This is a genomic window from Pseudomonas fluorescens (genome assembly GCF_018614655.1).
Lineage (GTDB): Bacteria > Pseudomonadota > Gammaproteobacteria > Pseudomonadales > Pseudomonadaceae > Aquipseudomonas > Aquipseudomonas fluorescens_BX.
Genome location: NZ_JAGGOG010000020.1, coordinates 73,980 through 89,544, shown reverse-complemented (window position 1 = coordinate 89,544; position 15,565 = coordinate 73,980). Strand labels below are relative to the sequence as shown.

Sequence of the window (15,565 nt, the reverse complement as noted above, 5' to 3'; positions counted from 1 at the left end):
ACTACAAACTGTTTATTGTGGCGGTGAATTCACACCGTATTGTCAGGCCCCATGGATAAATGGATAGCGTTGGTCAAAGCCAGCATGAAGGACCGCAAGATCACCCAGGACCAACTGGCCGAGCGCTTGGGCATGTCTCAGGGCGGCATTGGTCATTGGCTGAACAAGCGTCGCGAGCCAAGCATCGCCGACATGAATCGGGTGATGGAGGAGCTCGGCTTGGGGAGCCTTGAAGTTGCGCTGGTCGTGCGCGAAAAAAATGCCGAGCGGGCGCAAGACGAACTGCCGCCGACGGAGCAATACAACCCGTATTTCCGTTACCCGGTCAGCGATTGGAAGGGAGTGTGTGAGGTGCAGGAAGAACGTGTGCCTTACGGCGCTGCCCGTTTCGAGTTGAGTGACTACCATGCGCGGGGCGCGGCGTTCTGGTTGCGGGTGGCGGGTGATGCCATGACGGCCCCCAGCGGCTTGAGCATCAGCGAGGGCATGATGATCCTGGTGGACCCGGCCATCAAAGCCGAGCCCGGCAAGCTGGTGGTTGCGCAATGGGCCTTCAGCCCTCAAGCCACCTTCCGCAAATTGATGGAGGAAAGCGGCCAGCTTTACCTGGTGCCGCTCAACCCGACCTACCCCAAGATGCTGTTCAGCGATGAGTGCCGGATCATCGGCGTGGTAGTGCAAGCAGTCGCGAAATTTTAATCCGCGACCGTAAGCTCCACGAGCGCACTGCCTTCACTGACCATCTCGCCTTCCTGGCAATACAACGCCTTGACCACACCTGCATGGGGCGCGCGGATGCTGTGCTCCATTTTCATGGCTTCCAACACCACCAGTTGCGCCCCAGCCTCAACCACTTGCCCGATTTCCACCAACACCCGCACGATGCTGCCGTTCATCGGCGCCGTCAGGCCACCCTGATGAAACTGGTTGGCCTCGACGGCGGAAATCGGATCAAACAGGGTGATGCTGTGCATCTCGTCGCCCCAGCGCAGAAACAGTGTGTCCTCGGCCCGTACGGCCAAGTGTGAGCGGCGCACGCCGTTCTGTTCGATCACCAGTTGCTCCCCCCGTAATTGGGCCCCGGGGGCTTGCAACGCCACCAGGCGGTCCTGGCCATTGCAGCTCAAATGCAGCGACGTCTCGGCGGGCAGGCCGGGACGAAAACCATTGCTGTGGGCCCAAGGCGACGCCGGATCATCCTCCCGCACCCTGGCGGCTCGGCTCTGCATGAAACCAACACCTGCGGCCTGCCAGAACTCGTCGCTCAGTTCGCCGGCAGCCGGCAGCAGCTCATCCTGATAGCGGGGAATAAACCCGGTATCGAGTTCCGCTGCCGCAAAGGCCGGGTGGCCAATGATGCGCCGCAGAAAACCCAGGTTGGTCTTCAGCCCGCCGATGGCGAATTCATCCAGCATGCTCAGCAGTCGCAGCCGCGCCTGTTCGCGATCCTCCCCCCAGGCAATCAGCTTGCCCAGCATCGGGTCGTAGAAGGGCGAGACGCTGTCTCCTTGCTCGACACCGCTGTCCACGCGCCGCCCCGGACCCGGTGTGGGTTCGCGGTACAACGCCAGATGCCCGGTGACCGGCAGAAAATCATTGCCCGGGTCCTCGGCGTACAACCGCACTTCAATGGCGTGCCCCCGCAGTGGCACCTGTTCCTGCGTCATCGGCAGCGGCTCGCCCAGGGCGACACGAATCTGCCAGGCCACCAGGTCGAGGCCGGTAATGGCTTCAGTCACCGGGTGCTCCACCTGCAACCGGGTGTTCATCTCCATAAAGAAAAACTCGCCCCTGGCATCCAGCAGGAACTCTACGGTCCCGGCGCCGACGTAACCGATGGCCTGCGCCGCACGCACGGCGGCTTCCCCCATGGATCTGCGTTGCTCGGGGCTGAGGCCGGGGGCCGGAGCTTCCTCGACCACCTTCTGGTGGCGGCGCTGGATGGAGCAGTCGCGTTCGTTGAGGTACAGGCAGTGGCCGTGCTGATCGGCAAACACCTGGATCTCCACGTGACGCGGCTTGATCAGGTACTTCTCCACCAACATCTGCGCATTGCCAAACGATGACAGCGCTTCACGCTGCGCCGAGGCCAGGGCTTCGGCCAGTTGGCTGACGTCCTCAACCACCTTCATACCCTTGCCGCCACCGCCGGCGGTGGCCTTGAGCAGCACCGGGTAACCAATGCGTTCAGCGGCCTGGCGGAAGGTCTCCAGGTCCTGGGCTTCGCCGTGGTAGCCGGGCACCAGCGGTACGCCAGCGGTTTCCATCAGCGCCTTGGCGGCGGACTTGCTGCCCATGGCGTCAATGGCCGAGGCGGGCGGGCCGAGAAAGATCAGGCCGGCGGCTTCAATGGCGCGGGCAAACCCGGCGTTCTCCGAGAGAAAGCCATAGCCGGGGTGAATCGCCTGGGCGCCACTGGCCTTGGCCGCCGCAATCAGGTTGTCGATTTGCAGGTAGCTGTCGGCGGCCTTGCTGCCGCCGAGGTCGACGCGGATGTCGGCCTCACGGCTGTGGCGCGCATCGCGATCCGTGGCACTGTGGACGGCGACGGTGGTCAAGCCCATGGCCTTGGCGGTGCGCATGACCCGGCAAGCGATTTCGCCGCGATTGGCCACCAACACGGTGTTAAGAACGGGTGAACTCATGAACGCGGCTCCTGAGACTGCCAACTGGGCGCTCGTTTGTGCAAAAAGGCCCGCAAACCTTCCTGGCCTTCGCTACTGACGCGGATGCGCGCAATGGCATTTTCGCAATAGCGGCGCAGGGCCGGGGTGAGGGCGCCATGGCCGACTTCCCGTAGCAGGTCCTTGCTGGCCCGCATGGCCGCGGGGCTATTGAGCAACAGGTTGGCAATCCACTGTTCGACTTGGCGGTCCAGCTCGTCGGCCGGGTAACTTTCCGCCAGCAGTCCGATCTCCCGCGCGCGCTGGCCGCCGAAACGTTCCGCCGTCAGGGCGTAACGCCGGGCTGCACGCTCCCCAATGGCCTGGACCACAAACGGGCTGATCACCGCTGGCGCCAGGCCGATGCGCACTTCTGACAGACAGAACTGCGCATCGTCTGCACCAATGGCCATGTCACAGCAACTGATCAAACCCAGAGCGCCGCCGTAGGCTGCACCCTGAACTACAGCCAGGGTCGGGATCTTCAGTTTGGCGAGGTTGTACATCAACTCCGCCAGTTCACGGGCGTCATCCAGGTTGGTGTGGTAATCCAGTTCGGCCGACTGCTGCATCCAGGCCAGGTCCGCGCCGGCGCTGAAGTGCTTGCCGCGGCCGCGCAGCACCAGGAAGCGCAGGGCCGGGTTGCCCTGGATTTGGTCCAGGGCAATGATCAGCTCGCGGATCATCTCTGCGTTGAAGGCATTGTTCTTTGCTTCGCGACTGAGCCACAAGGTGGCAAAGCCACGGGCGTCGGTCACCAGTTCCAGCGTATTGAAATCGCTCATGGGTGCAGCTCCATTTACATGCGGAACACGCCGAAGCGGCTCGGCTCGATGGGGGCATTCAGCGCGGCCGACAACGCCAGGCTCAGTACGTCACGGGTCTGCAACGGGTCGATGACACCGTCGTCCCACAAGCGAGCGCTGGAGTAGTAAGGGTGGCCTTGGGTTTCGTACTGGTCGAGGATTGGCTGCTTGATGGCGGTTTCTTCCTGCGCACTGAACGATTGGCCCGCGCGTTCGGCCTGCTCGCGCTTGACCTGCACCAGCACACCGGCGGCCTGTTCGGCGCCCATTACGCCGATGCGTGCGTTGGGCCACATCCACAAGAAACGTGGGTCATAGGCACGACCGCACATCCCGTAGTTACCGGCACCAAAGCTGCCGCCGATGATCACGGTGAACTTCGGCACCTTGGCACAGGCTACCGCCGTGACCAGCTTGGCGCCGTGCTTGGCGATGCCACCGGCCTCGTATTTCTGGCCGACCATGAACCCGGTGATGTTTTGCAGAAACAGCAGCGGAATCCCGCGCTGACAGGCCAGCTCGATAAAGTGCGCGCCTTTTTGCGCAGCCTCGGCGAAGAGGATGCCGTTGTTGGCCAGGATCGCAATCGGGTAGCCATGCAGGTGAGCAAAACCGCATACCAGCGTGGTGCCGAACAGCGCCTTGAACTCATCGAATACCGAACCGTCCACTAAGCGAGCAATAACTTCCCGCACGTCGAACGGCTGCTTGGCGTCAGCCGGAATCACGCCATACAGTTCTTCACTGTTGTACAGCGGCGCCACCGGGGCGCGTTGTTGCAACTGCCCCTGCTTGCGCCAGTTGAGGTTGGCCACGCTGCGTCGGGCCAACGCCAAGGCATGCTCATCGCTGTCGGCATAGTGGTCGGCCACCCCGGAAATCTTGCAATGCACATCGGCACCGCCCAGTTCTTCGGCGCTCACTATTTCACCGGTCGCCGCCTTGACCAGCGGTGGGCCGGCGAGAAAGATGGTGGCTTGCTGGCGGACCATGATCGCTTCGTCCGCCATGGCGGGCACGTAGGCGCCACCGGCGGTGCAGGAGCCCATCACCACGGCAATCTGCGGGATGCCCTGGGCACTCATGTTGGCCTGGTTGAAGAAGATCCGCCCGAAGTGCTCGCGATCCGGGAACACTTCATCCTGACGCGGCAGGTTGGCGCCGCCAGAGTCCACCAGATAGATACAAGGCAGGCGATTCTGCTCGGCGATGGTTTGCGCGCGCAGGTGTTTTTTTACCGTCAACGGGTAATAGGAGCCGCCTTTCACCGTGGCATCGTTGGCGACGATCATGCACTCGACACCTTCGACCCGGCCGATCCCGGCGATCACTCCGGCTGCCGGCACGTCTTCGCCATACACCTGATAGGCGGCCAGTTGGCTGAGTTCGAGGAAAGGCGAGCCAGGATCAAGCAAGCGATTGATGCGCTCGCGAGGCAACAGTTTACCCCGCGACGTATGACGTTCCTGGGCCTTGGCACCACCGCCTTGCTGCACGTGGGCGAGCAGGGTGTGCAGGGCGTCGACCTGCTTGAGCATCGCCGCGCTGTTGGCGGCAAATTCCGCCGAGCGCGGGTTGAGCTGGGTATGCAGAGTGGCCATGGATCGCGCTCCGTCAGCGGGTTTCGTTAAACAGTTCGCGACCAATCAACATGCGCCGTATCTCGCTGGTGCCGGCGCCGATTTCATACAGCTTGGCGTCACGCAGCAGGCGACCGGCGGGGAATTCATTGATGTAGCCGTTACCGCCGAGAATCTGGATCGCGTCGAGGGCCATTTGCGTGGCGCGTTCGGCGCTGTAGAGGATCACCCCGGCGGCATCCTTGCGGGTGGTTTCGCCACGCTCGCAGGCCTGGGCGACGGCGTAGAGGTACGCACGGCTGGCGTTGAGCTGGGTGTACATGTCGGCGACTTTGCCCTGAATCAGCTGGAACTCGCCGATGCTCTGGCCGAACTGCTTGCGGTCGTGGATATACGGGACGATCAGGTCCATACAGGCCTGCATGATCCCGGTAGGGCCGCCGGACAGCACGACGCGCTCGTAATCGAGGCCGCTCATCAGCACTTTCACGCCACCGTTGAGCACGCCGAGGATGTTTTCTTCGGGCACTTCCACGTCATCGAAAAACAGCTCACAGGTGTTCGAACCGCGCATACCCAGCTTGTCGAACTTGCTGCTGCGGCTGAAGCCTTTCGAGTCGCGTTCGACAATAAAGGCCGTGATGCCGTGAGCACCCTTTTCCAGGTCGGTCTTGGCATAGATCACATAGGTGTTGGCGTCGGGGCCGTTGGTGATCCAGGTCTTGCTGCCGTTGAGGACGTAGTGGTCGCCACGTTTGTCGGCGCGCAGCTTCATCGATACCACGTCGGAACCGGCATTCGGTTCGCTCATGGCCAGGGCGCCGATATGCTCGCCGCTGATCAGTTTGGGCAGGTAGTTGAGTTTCTGTTCGTGAGTGCCGTTGCGGTTGATCTGGTTGACGCACAGGTTGGAGTGAGCGCCGTAGGACAACGCCACCGAGGCCGAGCCACGGCTGATCTCTTCCATGGCCACCACATGGGCCAGGTAACCCAGGCCCGCGCCGCCGTACTCTTCCGGGACGGTGATGCCCAGCAGGCCCATGTCGCCGAACTTGCGCCACATGTCGGCGGGGAACAGATTGTCGATGTCGATTTGGGCGGCCCGGGGTGCCAGCTCCTTGGCGACGAAGGACTGTACCTGGTCGCGCAGCATGTCGATGGTTTCACCGAGGGCGAAGTTCAGGGAGGGATAACTCATGGACAGGCACCTTTAAGCTTTGTTGTTGTGTGGGCTGATTGCGCGGAGGAGGGCGCTCACCTTTACGTTAACGTAAGCTTGCGTTGCGTGGCTGTCAATCGTAGTTTACGTTAACGTCAAGCATGCTCGGCGCAGAGCACCGTCCACCTACAAAAAAGACAATAGGGGTCGTTATGCAACAACCGAATCAGAGCTACAGCCGTGGTTCCCAGGATAAAGCCTTGCTGGCGCAAACCATTGGCGAGGCGTTCGATCGCACCGTCGCCGCCTATCCCGAGGGCGAAGCGCTGGTGGTGCGCCACCAACACCTGCGTTACACCTGGCGGCAGTTGGCCGAGGCTGTCGACCTGCACGCCCGTGCCCTGCTGGCATTGGGGTTGCAGACCGGCGACCGCCTCGGCATCTGGGCTCCCAACTGTGCCCAGTGGTGCATCAGTCAAGTGGCCAGCGCCAAGCTCGGGGTGATTCTCGTCAACATCAATCCGGCGTACCGCAGCAGCGAGTTGGAATACGTGCTCAAGCAATCCGGCTGCCAATGGCTGGTCTGCGCCGGCTCGTTCAAATCCTCCGACTACCACGCCATGGTGCAAGCGCTGGTACCTGAACTGGCGGAGCACTCCATCGGCCAGTTGCACTGTGAGGCGTTGCCCGAACTGCGCGGTGTGATCAGTCTCGACCCGCGACCGCCTTCGGGATTCCTGCCCTGGTCGCAGTTGTCGGCTATCGGTGCGGGCATCCCGCCAGAGCAGTTGCACACTCGCCAGGCCAGTCTGCACTTCGATCAAGCCGTCAACATCCAGTACACCTCCGGCACCACCGGCTTCCCCAAGGGCGCGACCCTCAGTCACCACAATATTCTCAATAACGGCTACATGGTCGGCGAAAGCCTGGGCCTCACAGCGCACGATCGCCTGGTGATTCCGGTGCCGCTCTATCACTGCTTCGGCATGGTCATGGGCAACCTCGGTTGCATCACCCACGGCACTACCATGATTTACCCCAACGACGGTTTTGACCCGCTCTTGACCCTGACCGCCGTCGCCGAAGAGCAGGCCACCGGCTTGTACGGCGTGCCCACTATGTTTATCGCCATGCTCGATCATCCGCGCCGCACCGAATTCGACCTGTCGCACCTGCGCACCGGGATCATGGCCGGTTCTACCTGTCCTATCGAGGTGATGCGCCGGGTCATCAGCGAGATGCACATGAACGAGGTGCAGATTGCCTATGGAATGACCGAAACCAGCCCGGTGTCACTGCAGACCGGGCCGGATGACGGCCTGGAACTGCGCGTCACCACCGTCGGCCGCACCCAGCCGCAACTGGAAAGCAAGATCATCGACGCCGCCGGTAACACCGTGCCCCGAGGTCAGATCGGCGAACTGTGTACCCGCGGCTACAGCGTGATGTTGGGCTATTGGAATAACCCCATCGGGACTTGCGATGCCATAGACGATGCTGGCTGGATGCACACCGGCGACCTCGCGACCATGGATGAACAGGGCTACGTGTGCATCGTCGGACGCAACAAGGACATGATCATTCGCGGTGGCGAGAACGTGTACCCACGGGAGTTGGAAGAGTTTTTCTTTACCCATCCGGCGGTGGCGGACGTGCAGATTATCGGCATCCCGGATGCGCGTTATGGCGAGGAAATTGTCGCCTGGATCAAGTTCCATCCCGGTCATGTTGCCAATGAGCTGGAGCTGCAAACCTGGTGCAAGGGGCGGATCGCGCACTTCAAGACGCCCAAACACTTCAAGTTTGTTGATGAGTTTCCGATGACGGTGACCGGCAAGATTCAGAAATTTCGGATGCGGGAGATCACGATCGAGGAGTTGCGGGAAGGAGACTGAGGAAACCCGGAAAGCACAAAGGGGAGCCGAAGCTCCCCTTTAATTTGTTGTTACGTGCTCTTTTTTTATTATTGAGGGGCGGTCTATTGTTGTTTTTAGCAACCGTGGCCCTTTACCGCTGTTTTTGGCGACCCCCATCCGGGGTCAAGAGCAAACGTATTTTTTTGAGCGCTGATCTGCTTCTTCGCACGCGATCCAACCAGTGGGTAGCTACCTTGAGGTAGTTTTATTGTTCTCTGCCCGGTTGCGAGTGGCGGCATCTGCCGTACCCTGCGAAGCACATCCTCTCCAAAAAAATCTGTTAGCTGCGTCTCTGCCGTGTTGTTTTTGTTATGTCAGAGTCGTTACGTCTTATTTTTATTAGGTTTGGTGCTTTTTATTCTTGTTATGCCATAGAGATAGCAGAAGCCGTGCCAACTTTTAAAAAGTGTTTAAAATCAATTGGTTAATTTTTTTGTCAAAATTGCCACCGCGTCAAAGCCAGTCAATATGTTCCCGTGTTACTCGATGTGTAGGGGGGCGGTAACACATCGTCACAGAAACGCTACTTAGCCTGCACTGCGGGCCTTGGCCACTCGCGAGCCTGTTGGGCGGCCCAGCACGGAACAAATCTGTTGGCCCGCCAGGACCAATGCCTGCATATTGATCCCGGTTTCGATACCCAGGCCATTGAGCAGGTACAGAACGTCTTCGGTGGCCACGTTACCGCTGGCACCCTTGGCGTACGGGCAGCCGCCGAGGCCGGCGATAGAGCTGTCGAACACCTGGATACCTTCCAGCAGGCTGGCGTAGATATTGGCGATCGCCTGGCCATAGGTGTCATGGAAATGTCCGGCCAGCTTGTCCCGTGGTACCTGGGCACCGACGACCTCGAACATCCGCCGTGTCGCGCCCGCCGTGCCGGTGCCAATGGTGTCGCCCAGTGATACTTCATAGCAGCCCATGGCAAACAGCTCGCGCGCTACCGCTGCGACTTGTTCCGGCGCTATCTCGCCTTCGTACGGACAACCCAGCACACACGACACATAACCGCGCACGCTGACGCCATGCTGTTTAGCCGCCGCCATGATCGGTGCGAACCGCTCCAGGCTTTCACTGATGGAGCAATTGATATTGCGCTGTGAAAACGCCTCGGACGCTGCCGCGAACACCGCAACTTCCTTGACTCCCGCTGCCAATGCATCTTCAAACCCGCGAAGGTTCGGTGCCAAGGCGCCATAAATCACCCCAGGTTTGCGCTGGATTTGCGCAAAAACCTCGGCAGAACCGGCCATCTGTGGCACCCATTTGGACGAAACAAAACTGCCGACCTCGATATAGCTCAAGCCTGCGGCCGTCAGGGCGTCTACCAATTTGACCTTGTCAGCGACACTGATGGGCTGGGCTTCGTTCTGCAAGCCGTCGCGGGGACCGACTTCCACCAGGCGTACATGAGAGGGAAGGGACATGGCAGCTACCTTTTATGAATGGCCAACCTGGCTTTGAATGGTTTGCTCCAGCGCCTGGGTGCAGCGCTCTTCGGCGGTGTCGAGCTCCAGCTTCATCTGTTCGATGTCCAGCATCTGCTGTTCCAGCTGTTCGCGGCGCTCGGTGATTTTCGCCAGCATGCTGTGCAGCTGTTTCTGATTGCCACTGGCAGGGTCGTAGAGTTCGATCAGCTCGCGACATTCGGCCAGGGAGAAACCGATGCGCTTGCCCCGCAGGATCAATTTGAGGCTGACCTTGTCCCGCGGCGAATAGATGCGCTCCTGGCCCCGGCGCTCGGGGGACAGGAGGCCTTGCTCTTCATAGAAGCGAATGGCACGGGTGGTGATGTCGAGCTCGCGGGCGAGGTCGGAGATGCTGTAGGTCGTGCTCATGGGGGCGCTCAAGGAATGTCTTGGGCGTTAAGCTAATGGTTGGTTGACGTATACGTCAAGGTGAATGGGGCTGCTGCGCAGCCCAACGCGGGCAAGCCTGCTCGCCACAGGTCAAGTACCACGGTTCAAGCTTGCTGCTTGTCCAGCTTCTTCTCATGAGCCGTGACCTGTTGGCACAACTCGATCATCTGCTCGCGCATCCAGCGGTTGGCCGGGTCCTGGTCGGTACTTTCGTGCCAGTACAAGTGGGTTTCCACCAGCGGTACATCATTGACCGGCAGGTTGAACCAATGCAGTTCATGGCGGCGGGCAAAGCGTTCAGGCACGGTCATCACCATGTCAGTCTGTTGCAACACCTGCGAGGCCATCAGGTAATGCTGGGAGCGCAAGGCGATCTTGCGCTGGATACCCATCTTGCCCAAGGCCAGGTCGACATGACCCAGGCCGTTGCGCCGGCTGGAAATATGGATGTGGGTCAGCGACAGGTAATCATCCAGGGTGAATTTTTCCTTGCTCGCCATCGGATGCCCCTTACGCATGGCGCACACATAGCGGTCTTCCATCAGCTTGACATGGCGCACTTGCGGGTCGGTGTTGAGTGGCGCATCCACCGCGAAATCCAGCCGGCCGGCGGCCAGTTCCTTGGTGGTTTCCCGGCGCTTGGACAGGAAGCTTTCGATGACCACGGTCGGTGCCAGGCGGCGCAGGCGTTGGAACAGCAACGGCAAAATCACCGCTTCGGTCAGGTCGGTCATGCTGATGCGATAGGTCTTCGCCGCCTGCTGCGGGTTGAAGATGCGACTTTCCTGTACCGACACCCGCAACAATGACAACGCATTGCGCACCGGGCCAATGATGTTCTGGGCCATGGGCGTTGGCACCATCCCCTGGGCGGTGCGCACGAACAGTGGGTCGTTGAAGGTCTCCCGCAGGCGCGCCAGCGCATTCGACACCGCCGGCTGGGTAATGCCGACAATCTGCCCGGCACGGGTCAGGTTCGCTTCGGTGTAGATCGCGTCAAAGACGATGAAAAGGTTGAGGTCGACCTTGCTCAAGTTCATTTCGCTGCGCTCTTATTGTCAGGTTTGCATGCGTCGATCATATATCGGTGATGAATGTTAATACACGCCGAGAATAGGCTAGGTAAATTTTTGTAGCTGATCTAGCATCGATTTCATGACCTAAACAACCTCTCAGAAAGGGAGCTGCTCATGGATTTCGCTTACTCACCCAAGGTTCAGGAACTGCGTGAACGCGTCACTGCATTTATGGACGCTTACGTTTACCCGGCCGAGCCGGTGTTTGAACGCCAAGTCAGCGAAGGTGATCGCTGGCAGCCGACCGCCATCATGGAAGAGCTCAAAGCCCGCGCCAAAGCCGAGGGTCTGTGGAACTTGTTCCTGCCGGAGTCGGAACTGGGCGCGGGCCTGACCAACCTGGAATATGCGCCGCTGGCAGAAATCATGGGCCGCTCGTTGTTGGGACCGGAGCCGTTCAACTGCTCGGCACCAGACACGGGCAACATGGAAGTGCTGGTGCGCTACGCCAACGAAGAGCAGAAACAACGCTGGCTGGAACCGCTGTTGCGCGGTGAGATTCGCTCGGCGTTCGCCATGACCGAACCGGACGTCGCGTCCTCCGACGCCACCAACATGGCTGCCCGTGCCGTGCGCGATGGCGATGAATGGGTCATCAACGGTAAAAAATGGTGGACCTCCGGTGCCTGCGACCCGCGCTGCAAGATCCTGATTTTCATGGGGCTGAGCAACCCGGATGCGCCGCGTCACCAACAGCATTCGATGATCCTGGTGCCGGTGGACACTCCCGGTGTGAAAATCGTCCGTCCGCTGCCGGTATTCGGTTACGACGATGCACCTCACGGCCATGCCGAAGTGCTGTTTGAGAATGTCCGTGTGCCGTACGAAAACGTTCTGCTGGGCGAGGGCAGGGGCTTTGAGATTGCTCAGGGGCGCCTTGGCCCAGGCCGTATTCACCACTGCATGCGCTCTGTCGGCATGGCCGAACGTGCCTTGGAATTGATGTGCAAGCGTTCCGTAAGCCGCACCGCGTTCGGTAAGCCGTTGGCACGCCTGGGCGGCAATATCGACAAGATCGCCGACTCGCGGATGGAAATCGACATGGCACGCCTGCTGACCTTGAAAGCCGCCTACATGATGGACACCGTGGGCAACAAGGTGGCGAAAAGCGAAATCGCCCAGATCAAGGTAGTGGCACCGAACGTGGCCTTGAAGGTGATCGACCGGGCGATCCAGATCCATGGCGGTGCTGGGGTGTCCAACGACTTCCCGCTGGCCTATATGTATGCCATGCAACGCACCCTGCGCCTGGCCGATGGCCCCGACGAAGTGCACCGGGCGGCCATTGGCAAGTTCGAGATTGGCAAGTATGTGCCACGCGAGATGATGCGCAGCGGGCAATGATTTGAAGTGAGAAGGGCTTCTGTGGTGAGGGGGACAAGGGGTGTGGAGGTCTGAGGATTAATACACCCAAACCTCTACCCGCCGATTCTTGATCCGCCCTTCATCCGCCGTATTCGCCGCCACCGGCATCTCATCGCCAAATCCGCGAATATCCCTCAGCACCACACCACCCTTGACCAACTCCCGACGCACCGCCATTGCCCGCAACTTCGACAGCAGCGCCGCCCGCTGCGGGTCATTCTTGGCGTCGCCAAACCCCGCCAGAGTCACCTGTTTGTTGAGCTTGTCATGGCTGCGTAGATAAGCCACCACCCGCATCACGTCCTGGCGTGCCTTACTGTCCAGGCTGGCGCTGCCTTCTTCGAAACGGAAATTTACCGTCAGCCGCTGGGCATTGCGGGCAATGGCCTGATAGTCCTCGGGCATCGGCGCACGCGGCTCCACCGTCATGGCCTGCACCTGCTGCGCGATAAAACCGTTGGCGGCCACGATTGCCTGCCCCTTGGGGCTCTGGGCGAAGTCCACCAAAGCCTTGGCCCAAGGGTTCTGGCCCGTGGGCGGCAGGTAAAAGAACAGGCGCCGGGACAGCGGGTAGTCTTCAGTGGCAATCAAACTGTTCAGCGCCAGCATGGCCTGGGAGTCGCCGTCGACAATCGCCACAGCCTTGGCCTGGCGTACGTACGGCAAGCCGATAAAGCCGATGCCCTGGGGATCACGGCTGACAGCATCCGACAATTGTTCGCTGGATTCGAAGCGTTTGGCGCTGCTCTCCAGGGATTTGCCTCGCCGAGCGAGCACTAGCTCCTTGAAGGTGTCGTAGGTGCCGGACTGATCATCTCGGGCGTACAGGTGAATTTTTCCGCCAATCCCGCCTAATGCTTCCCAGGTCGTGACCTCGCCGCTGAACACCTGTGCCAGTTGCTCCGTGTTCAGGGTGTTCAGCGGGTTATGGGGATGAAGAATGATCGCCAGGCCATCAATGGCGATTACTTGTTCAGCGCCAGGGCTTTTCAAATCGCCCAAGGGCTCCAGCTCCACCAGTTCGCTGTCCTTGATGGGGCGGGATGAGGCAGCAAGGTCGGCACTGAGGTTCTTCAGCGCGGCAAAACCGGTGCTCGAGCCATGGGCAGCGACTTCGATGGCCACGCGTTTGCCCTGGCGAGTTTTGCCGATTACATGCTGTTCGTTGGCACGTTCAGAGGGCTCGCTGTGGACATCCTGCAACCCCTGTTGCTCCATCAGGCCCTTGACCAGGGCCGGGCCCAAGGCGGCACCGATGGTGTTGGAACCCTGTATGCGCAAGGCCGGACCGTGGTCGGGAAAGGGGAGTGGTGCAGAGAAAGCGGAAAGGGGAAATACACCGCAGATTGCCAGCAAGTACAGAACGCGCAGCCTCATGCCGGCACCTTCTTAAGCCAAAGGGAGTGCCGGCAGATTAAGTCAGATCAGTTGCATAAATATGACGACAGGCGCCATCAGCTCAACTCAAGCCAGATCGGTGCATGATCAGACGGCTTTTCCATGCCGCGCAATTCATAATCCACACCCGCTGCCTTGACCCGTGGCAGCAGCCCCTGGGAGGCCATGATCAAGTCAATACGCAGCCCGCGCTTGGGCTCATCCTCAAAACCACGGCTGCGGTAATCGAACCAACTGAAGCGATCCGCCACATCGGGGTTCAAGTGACGGAAGCTGTCCACCAGGCCCCAATTCTTCAGGCGGGCCATCCACTCGCGTTCTTCCGGGAGAAAGCTGCACTTGCCGGTCTTCAGCCAACGCTTGGCATTGTCGGCACCAATACCGATGTCGCAGTCTTCGGGCGAAATATTCACATCACCCATCACCACCAGCGCCTGGTCATTGGTGAATTGGCTCTCCAGCAGCTGTTGCAGGTCTTCGTAAAAGCGCTGCTTGGCCGGGAATTTGGTGGGATGGTCGCGGCTTTCACCCTGTGGGAAATAGCCGTTCATGATGGTCACAGGCGCGCCATTGGCGTCGGCGAACGTGCCCCAGATAAACCGCCGCTGGGCGTCTTCTTCATCACCGGCAAAGCCTTTGTGCAGCACCAGGGGCTCCTGACGCGAGAGCAGGGCGACACCGTAGTGGCCTTTTTGCCCGTGGTAATACACGTGATAACCCAGGGCTTGCACTTCGGCCAACGGGAACTGATCGTCGTGGACCTTGGTTTCCTGCAGGCCGATCACGTCCGGTTGATGCTTCTCGATCAGTGCCGCCAGCTGATGAGGGCGTGCGCGCAGCCCGTTGATGTTGAAGGAGACGATTTTCATGGTCGGCGGTCCAGTCCTGGCAAAACGTCGATGCTAGCCGACAAGTCGGACGGGAGCCAGCGTGGCGGTAGGACGGATGCACTGCTAATGTCTGGGAACGAGTCGTGCTGCAAAGGTTCGTACCAATAAGAGCGCAACCTTTCGAGTCGCGTCCAGGGGAGATCAACACTGATGCCTGATACCTCGACCGCCATTGCCCAGATCCACATGCTCGACAGCGGTTACTCCCGCGAAGCTCGCTCGCTGTTGTACCAGGCCTATCGCCATGAGCCGACTTTCGCCTACATCTTTGAAGCCGAACGTCCCGGTTACGAGCAGCGGGTGCGTGCCACGGTGCGTGAGTTGGTCAAGCAGCACTTCTTCCAGAACTTGCCGGCCATCGGATTGCTGGTCAACGACCGGTTGATTGGCCTGGCACTGATCGCGCCACCCCAACGACGCTTGGGGATCACCGAGAGTTGGGCCTGGCAATTGCGCATGTGGCTCAGCACCGGTGTGCGTGGTACTCGGCGTTATCTGGAATACCATCAGGCAGTGCTGGCGTGCCTGCCTTCAGAATCGGTGCATATGTTGCCCTTGCTGGGGATTCATCCGCAGTTTCAGGGCAAACATTTTGGTGAACAGCTACTGGAAGCGGTGCATAACTGGTGCGCCGAGGACCCCAACTCGTCGGGCGTCGTGCTGGATACCGGCAACTCCCGTTACCTGGATTTCTACAAGCGTCAGGGGTATGAAGAAATTGGCGAGGTCGCCGTAGGACCTATCCTCGAACACGTGTTTTTTCATCCGAATCCGCAGGCGTTACATGTTGCAACGGGTTAAGACAGAATTATTCAGACAAATCCGGGTTCTATGATGTTCCCAAGCTCGTGTA

The 15,565-nt window shown here is 60.1% G+C and carries 13 protein-coding genes; 4 read left to right on the top strand and 9 right to left on the bottom strand.

Going from position 1 to position 15,565, the window contains the following annotated elements:
- Nucleotides 1–51: 51 nt before the first annotated feature.
- Nucleotides 52–699 (top strand): LexA family protein, encoded by a 648-nt coding sequence (locus J7E41_RS21215; protein WP_214995940.1) that lies wholly within the window; start codon nt 52–54, stop codon nt 697–699.
- Here J7E41_RS21215 and J7E41_RS21210 read toward each other — a convergent pair.
- From J7E41_RS21210 to J7E41_RS21195, 4 genes are read right to left on the bottom strand one after another with little or no spacing between them, the layout of a single operon-like run.
- The gene (locus J7E41_RS21210) at nt 696–2,645 is read right to left on the bottom strand and encodes an acetyl/propionyl/methylcrotonyl-CoA carboxylase subunit alpha (protein WP_214995938.1); all 1,950 of its coding nucleotides are present in this window, start codon (nt 2,643–2,645) and stop codon (nt 696–698) included. The genes J7E41_RS21215 and J7E41_RS21210 overlap by 4 nt on opposite strands.
- Complete coding sequence (locus J7E41_RS21205; RefSeq protein ID WP_214995936.1) at nt 2,642–3,448, bottom strand: gamma-carboxygeranoyl-CoA hydratase; 807 nt, start codon at nt 3,446–3,448, stop codon at nt 2,642–2,644. Before J7E41_RS21205 ends, J7E41_RS21210 begins: the two co-directional genes overlap by 4 nt.
- A 14-nt stretch (nt 3,449–3,462) precedes the next feature.
- A complete protein-coding gene (locus J7E41_RS21200; RefSeq protein ID WP_214995934.1) occupies nt 3,463–5,070 on the bottom strand; it encodes a carboxyl transferase domain-containing protein in 1,608 nt (535 codons plus the stop codon).
- Between the two features lie 13 nt (nt 5,071–5,083).
- On the bottom strand, nt 5,084–6,247 hold the full coding sequence (locus J7E41_RS21195) for an isovaleryl-CoA dehydrogenase (protein WP_169355159.1): 1,164 nt from the start codon (nt 6,245–6,247) through the stop codon (nt 5,084–5,086).
- Nucleotides 6,248–6,420: 173 nt separating this feature from the next.
- On the opposite strand from J7E41_RS21195, the gene J7E41_RS21190 reads away from it, so the two are divergent.
- Entirely contained in the window at nt 6,421–8,103 is a 1,683-nt protein-coding gene (locus tag J7E41_RS21190; protein WP_214995932.1) for an AMP-binding protein, read from the top strand.
- 548 nt (nt 8,104–8,651) lie between these two features.
- Here J7E41_RS21190 and J7E41_RS21185 read toward each other — a convergent pair.
- From J7E41_RS21185 to J7E41_RS21175, 3 genes are all read right to left on the bottom strand, one after another.
- The gene (locus J7E41_RS21185) at nt 8,652–9,551 is read right to left on the bottom strand and encodes a hydroxymethylglutaryl-CoA lyase (RefSeq protein WP_214995931.1); all 900 of its coding nucleotides are present in this window, start codon (nt 9,549–9,551) and stop codon (nt 8,652–8,654) included.
- A 12-nt stretch (nt 9,552–9,563) separates the two neighbouring features.
- The gene (locus tag J7E41_RS21180) at nt 9,564–9,962 is read right to left on the bottom strand and encodes a MerR family transcriptional regulator (RefSeq protein WP_155585629.1); all 399 of its coding nucleotides are present in this window, start codon (nt 9,960–9,962) and stop codon (nt 9,564–9,566) included.
- Nucleotides 9,963–10,087: 125 nt separating this feature from the next.
- Nucleotides 10,088–11,023: a LysR family transcriptional regulator gene (locus tag J7E41_RS21175; protein ID WP_169355155.1), complete on the bottom strand. Its 936-nt coding sequence runs from the start codon at nt 11,021–11,023 to the stop codon at nt 10,088–10,090.
- A gap of 150 nt (nt 11,024–11,173) precedes the next feature.
- Here J7E41_RS21175 and J7E41_RS21170 point away from each other — a divergent pair, with 150 nt between their 5' ends.
- Nucleotides 11,174–12,403 carry an acyl-CoA dehydrogenase gene (locus J7E41_RS21170; protein ID WP_214995929.1) on the top strand — a complete coding sequence of 410 codons (1,230 nt, stop codon included), beginning with the start codon at nt 11,174–11,176 and terminating at the stop codon, nt 12,401–12,403.
- A gap of 57 nt (nt 12,404–12,460) precedes the next feature.
- Here the strand turns inward: J7E41_RS21170 and J7E41_RS21165 are convergent, their stop codons facing one another.
- Both J7E41_RS21165 and xthA read right to left on the bottom strand, forming a co-directional pair.
- Nucleotides 12,461–13,801, bottom strand: a complete 1,341-nt coding sequence (locus J7E41_RS21165) for a substrate-binding domain-containing protein (protein ID WP_214995927.1) — start codon at nt 13,799–13,801, stop codon at nt 12,461–12,463.
- 77 nt (nt 13,802–13,878) lie between these two features.
- Complete coding sequence (gene xthA, locus J7E41_RS21160; RefSeq protein ID WP_214995926.1) at nt 13,879–14,691, bottom strand: exodeoxyribonuclease III; 813 nt, start codon at nt 14,689–14,691, stop codon at nt 13,879–13,881.
- Nucleotides 14,692–14,862: 171 nt separating this feature from the next.
- On the opposite strand from xthA, the gene J7E41_RS21155 reads away from it, so the two are divergent.
- Nucleotides 14,863–15,513 (top strand): GNAT family N-acetyltransferase, encoded by a 651-nt coding sequence (locus J7E41_RS21155; protein WP_214995924.1) that lies wholly within the window; start codon nt 14,863–14,865, stop codon nt 15,511–15,513.
- Nucleotides 15,514–15,565 lie beyond the last annotated feature (52 nt).

Bases quoted from the DNA above. Each gene is read 5' to 3' on its own strand.
- J7E41_RS21215 (WP_214995940.1), top strand. From the start codon at position 52: ATGGATAAATGGATAGCGTTGGTCAAAGCCAGCATGAAGGACCGCAAG.
- J7E41_RS21210 (WP_214995938.1), bottom strand. From the start codon at position 2,645: ATGAGTTCACCCGTTCTTAACACCGTGTTGGTGGCCAATCGCGGCGAA.
- J7E41_RS21205 (WP_214995936.1), bottom strand. From the start codon at position 3,448: ATGAGCGATTTCAATACGCTGGAACTGGTGACCGACGCCCGTGGCTTT.
- J7E41_RS21200 (WP_214995934.1), bottom strand. From the start codon at position 5,070: ATGGCCACTCTGCATACCCAGCTCAACCCGCGCTCGGCGGAATTTGCC.
- J7E41_RS21195 (WP_169355159.1), bottom strand. From the start codon at position 6,247: ATGAGTTATCCCTCCCTGAACTTCGCCCTCGGTGAAACCATCGACATG.
- J7E41_RS21190 (WP_214995932.1), top strand. From the start codon at position 6,421: ATGCAACAACCGAATCAGAGCTACAGCCGTGGTTCCCAGGATAAAGCC.
- J7E41_RS21185 (WP_214995931.1), bottom strand. From the start codon at position 9,551: ATGTCCCTTCCCTCTCATGTACGCCTGGTGGAAGTCGGTCCCCGCGAC.
- J7E41_RS21180 (WP_155585629.1), bottom strand. From the start codon at position 9,962: ATGAGCACGACCTACAGCATCTCCGACCTCGCCCGCGAGCTCGACATC.
- J7E41_RS21175 (WP_169355155.1), bottom strand. From the start codon at position 11,023: ATGAACTTGAGCAAGGTCGACCTCAACCTTTTCATCGTCTTTGACGCG.
- J7E41_RS21170 (WP_214995929.1), top strand. From the start codon at position 11,174: ATGGATTTCGCTTACTCACCCAAGGTTCAGGAACTGCGTGAACGCGTC.
- J7E41_RS21165 (WP_214995927.1), bottom strand. From the start codon at position 13,801: ATGAGGCTGCGCGTTCTGTACTTGCTGGCAATCTGCGGTGTATTTCCC.
- xthA (WP_214995926.1), bottom strand. From the start codon at position 14,691: ATGAAAATCGTCTCCTTCAACATCAACGGGCTGCGCGCACGCCCTCAT.
- J7E41_RS21155 (WP_214995924.1), top strand. From the start codon at position 14,863: ATGCCTGATACCTCGACCGCCATTGCCCAGATCCACATGCTCGACAGC.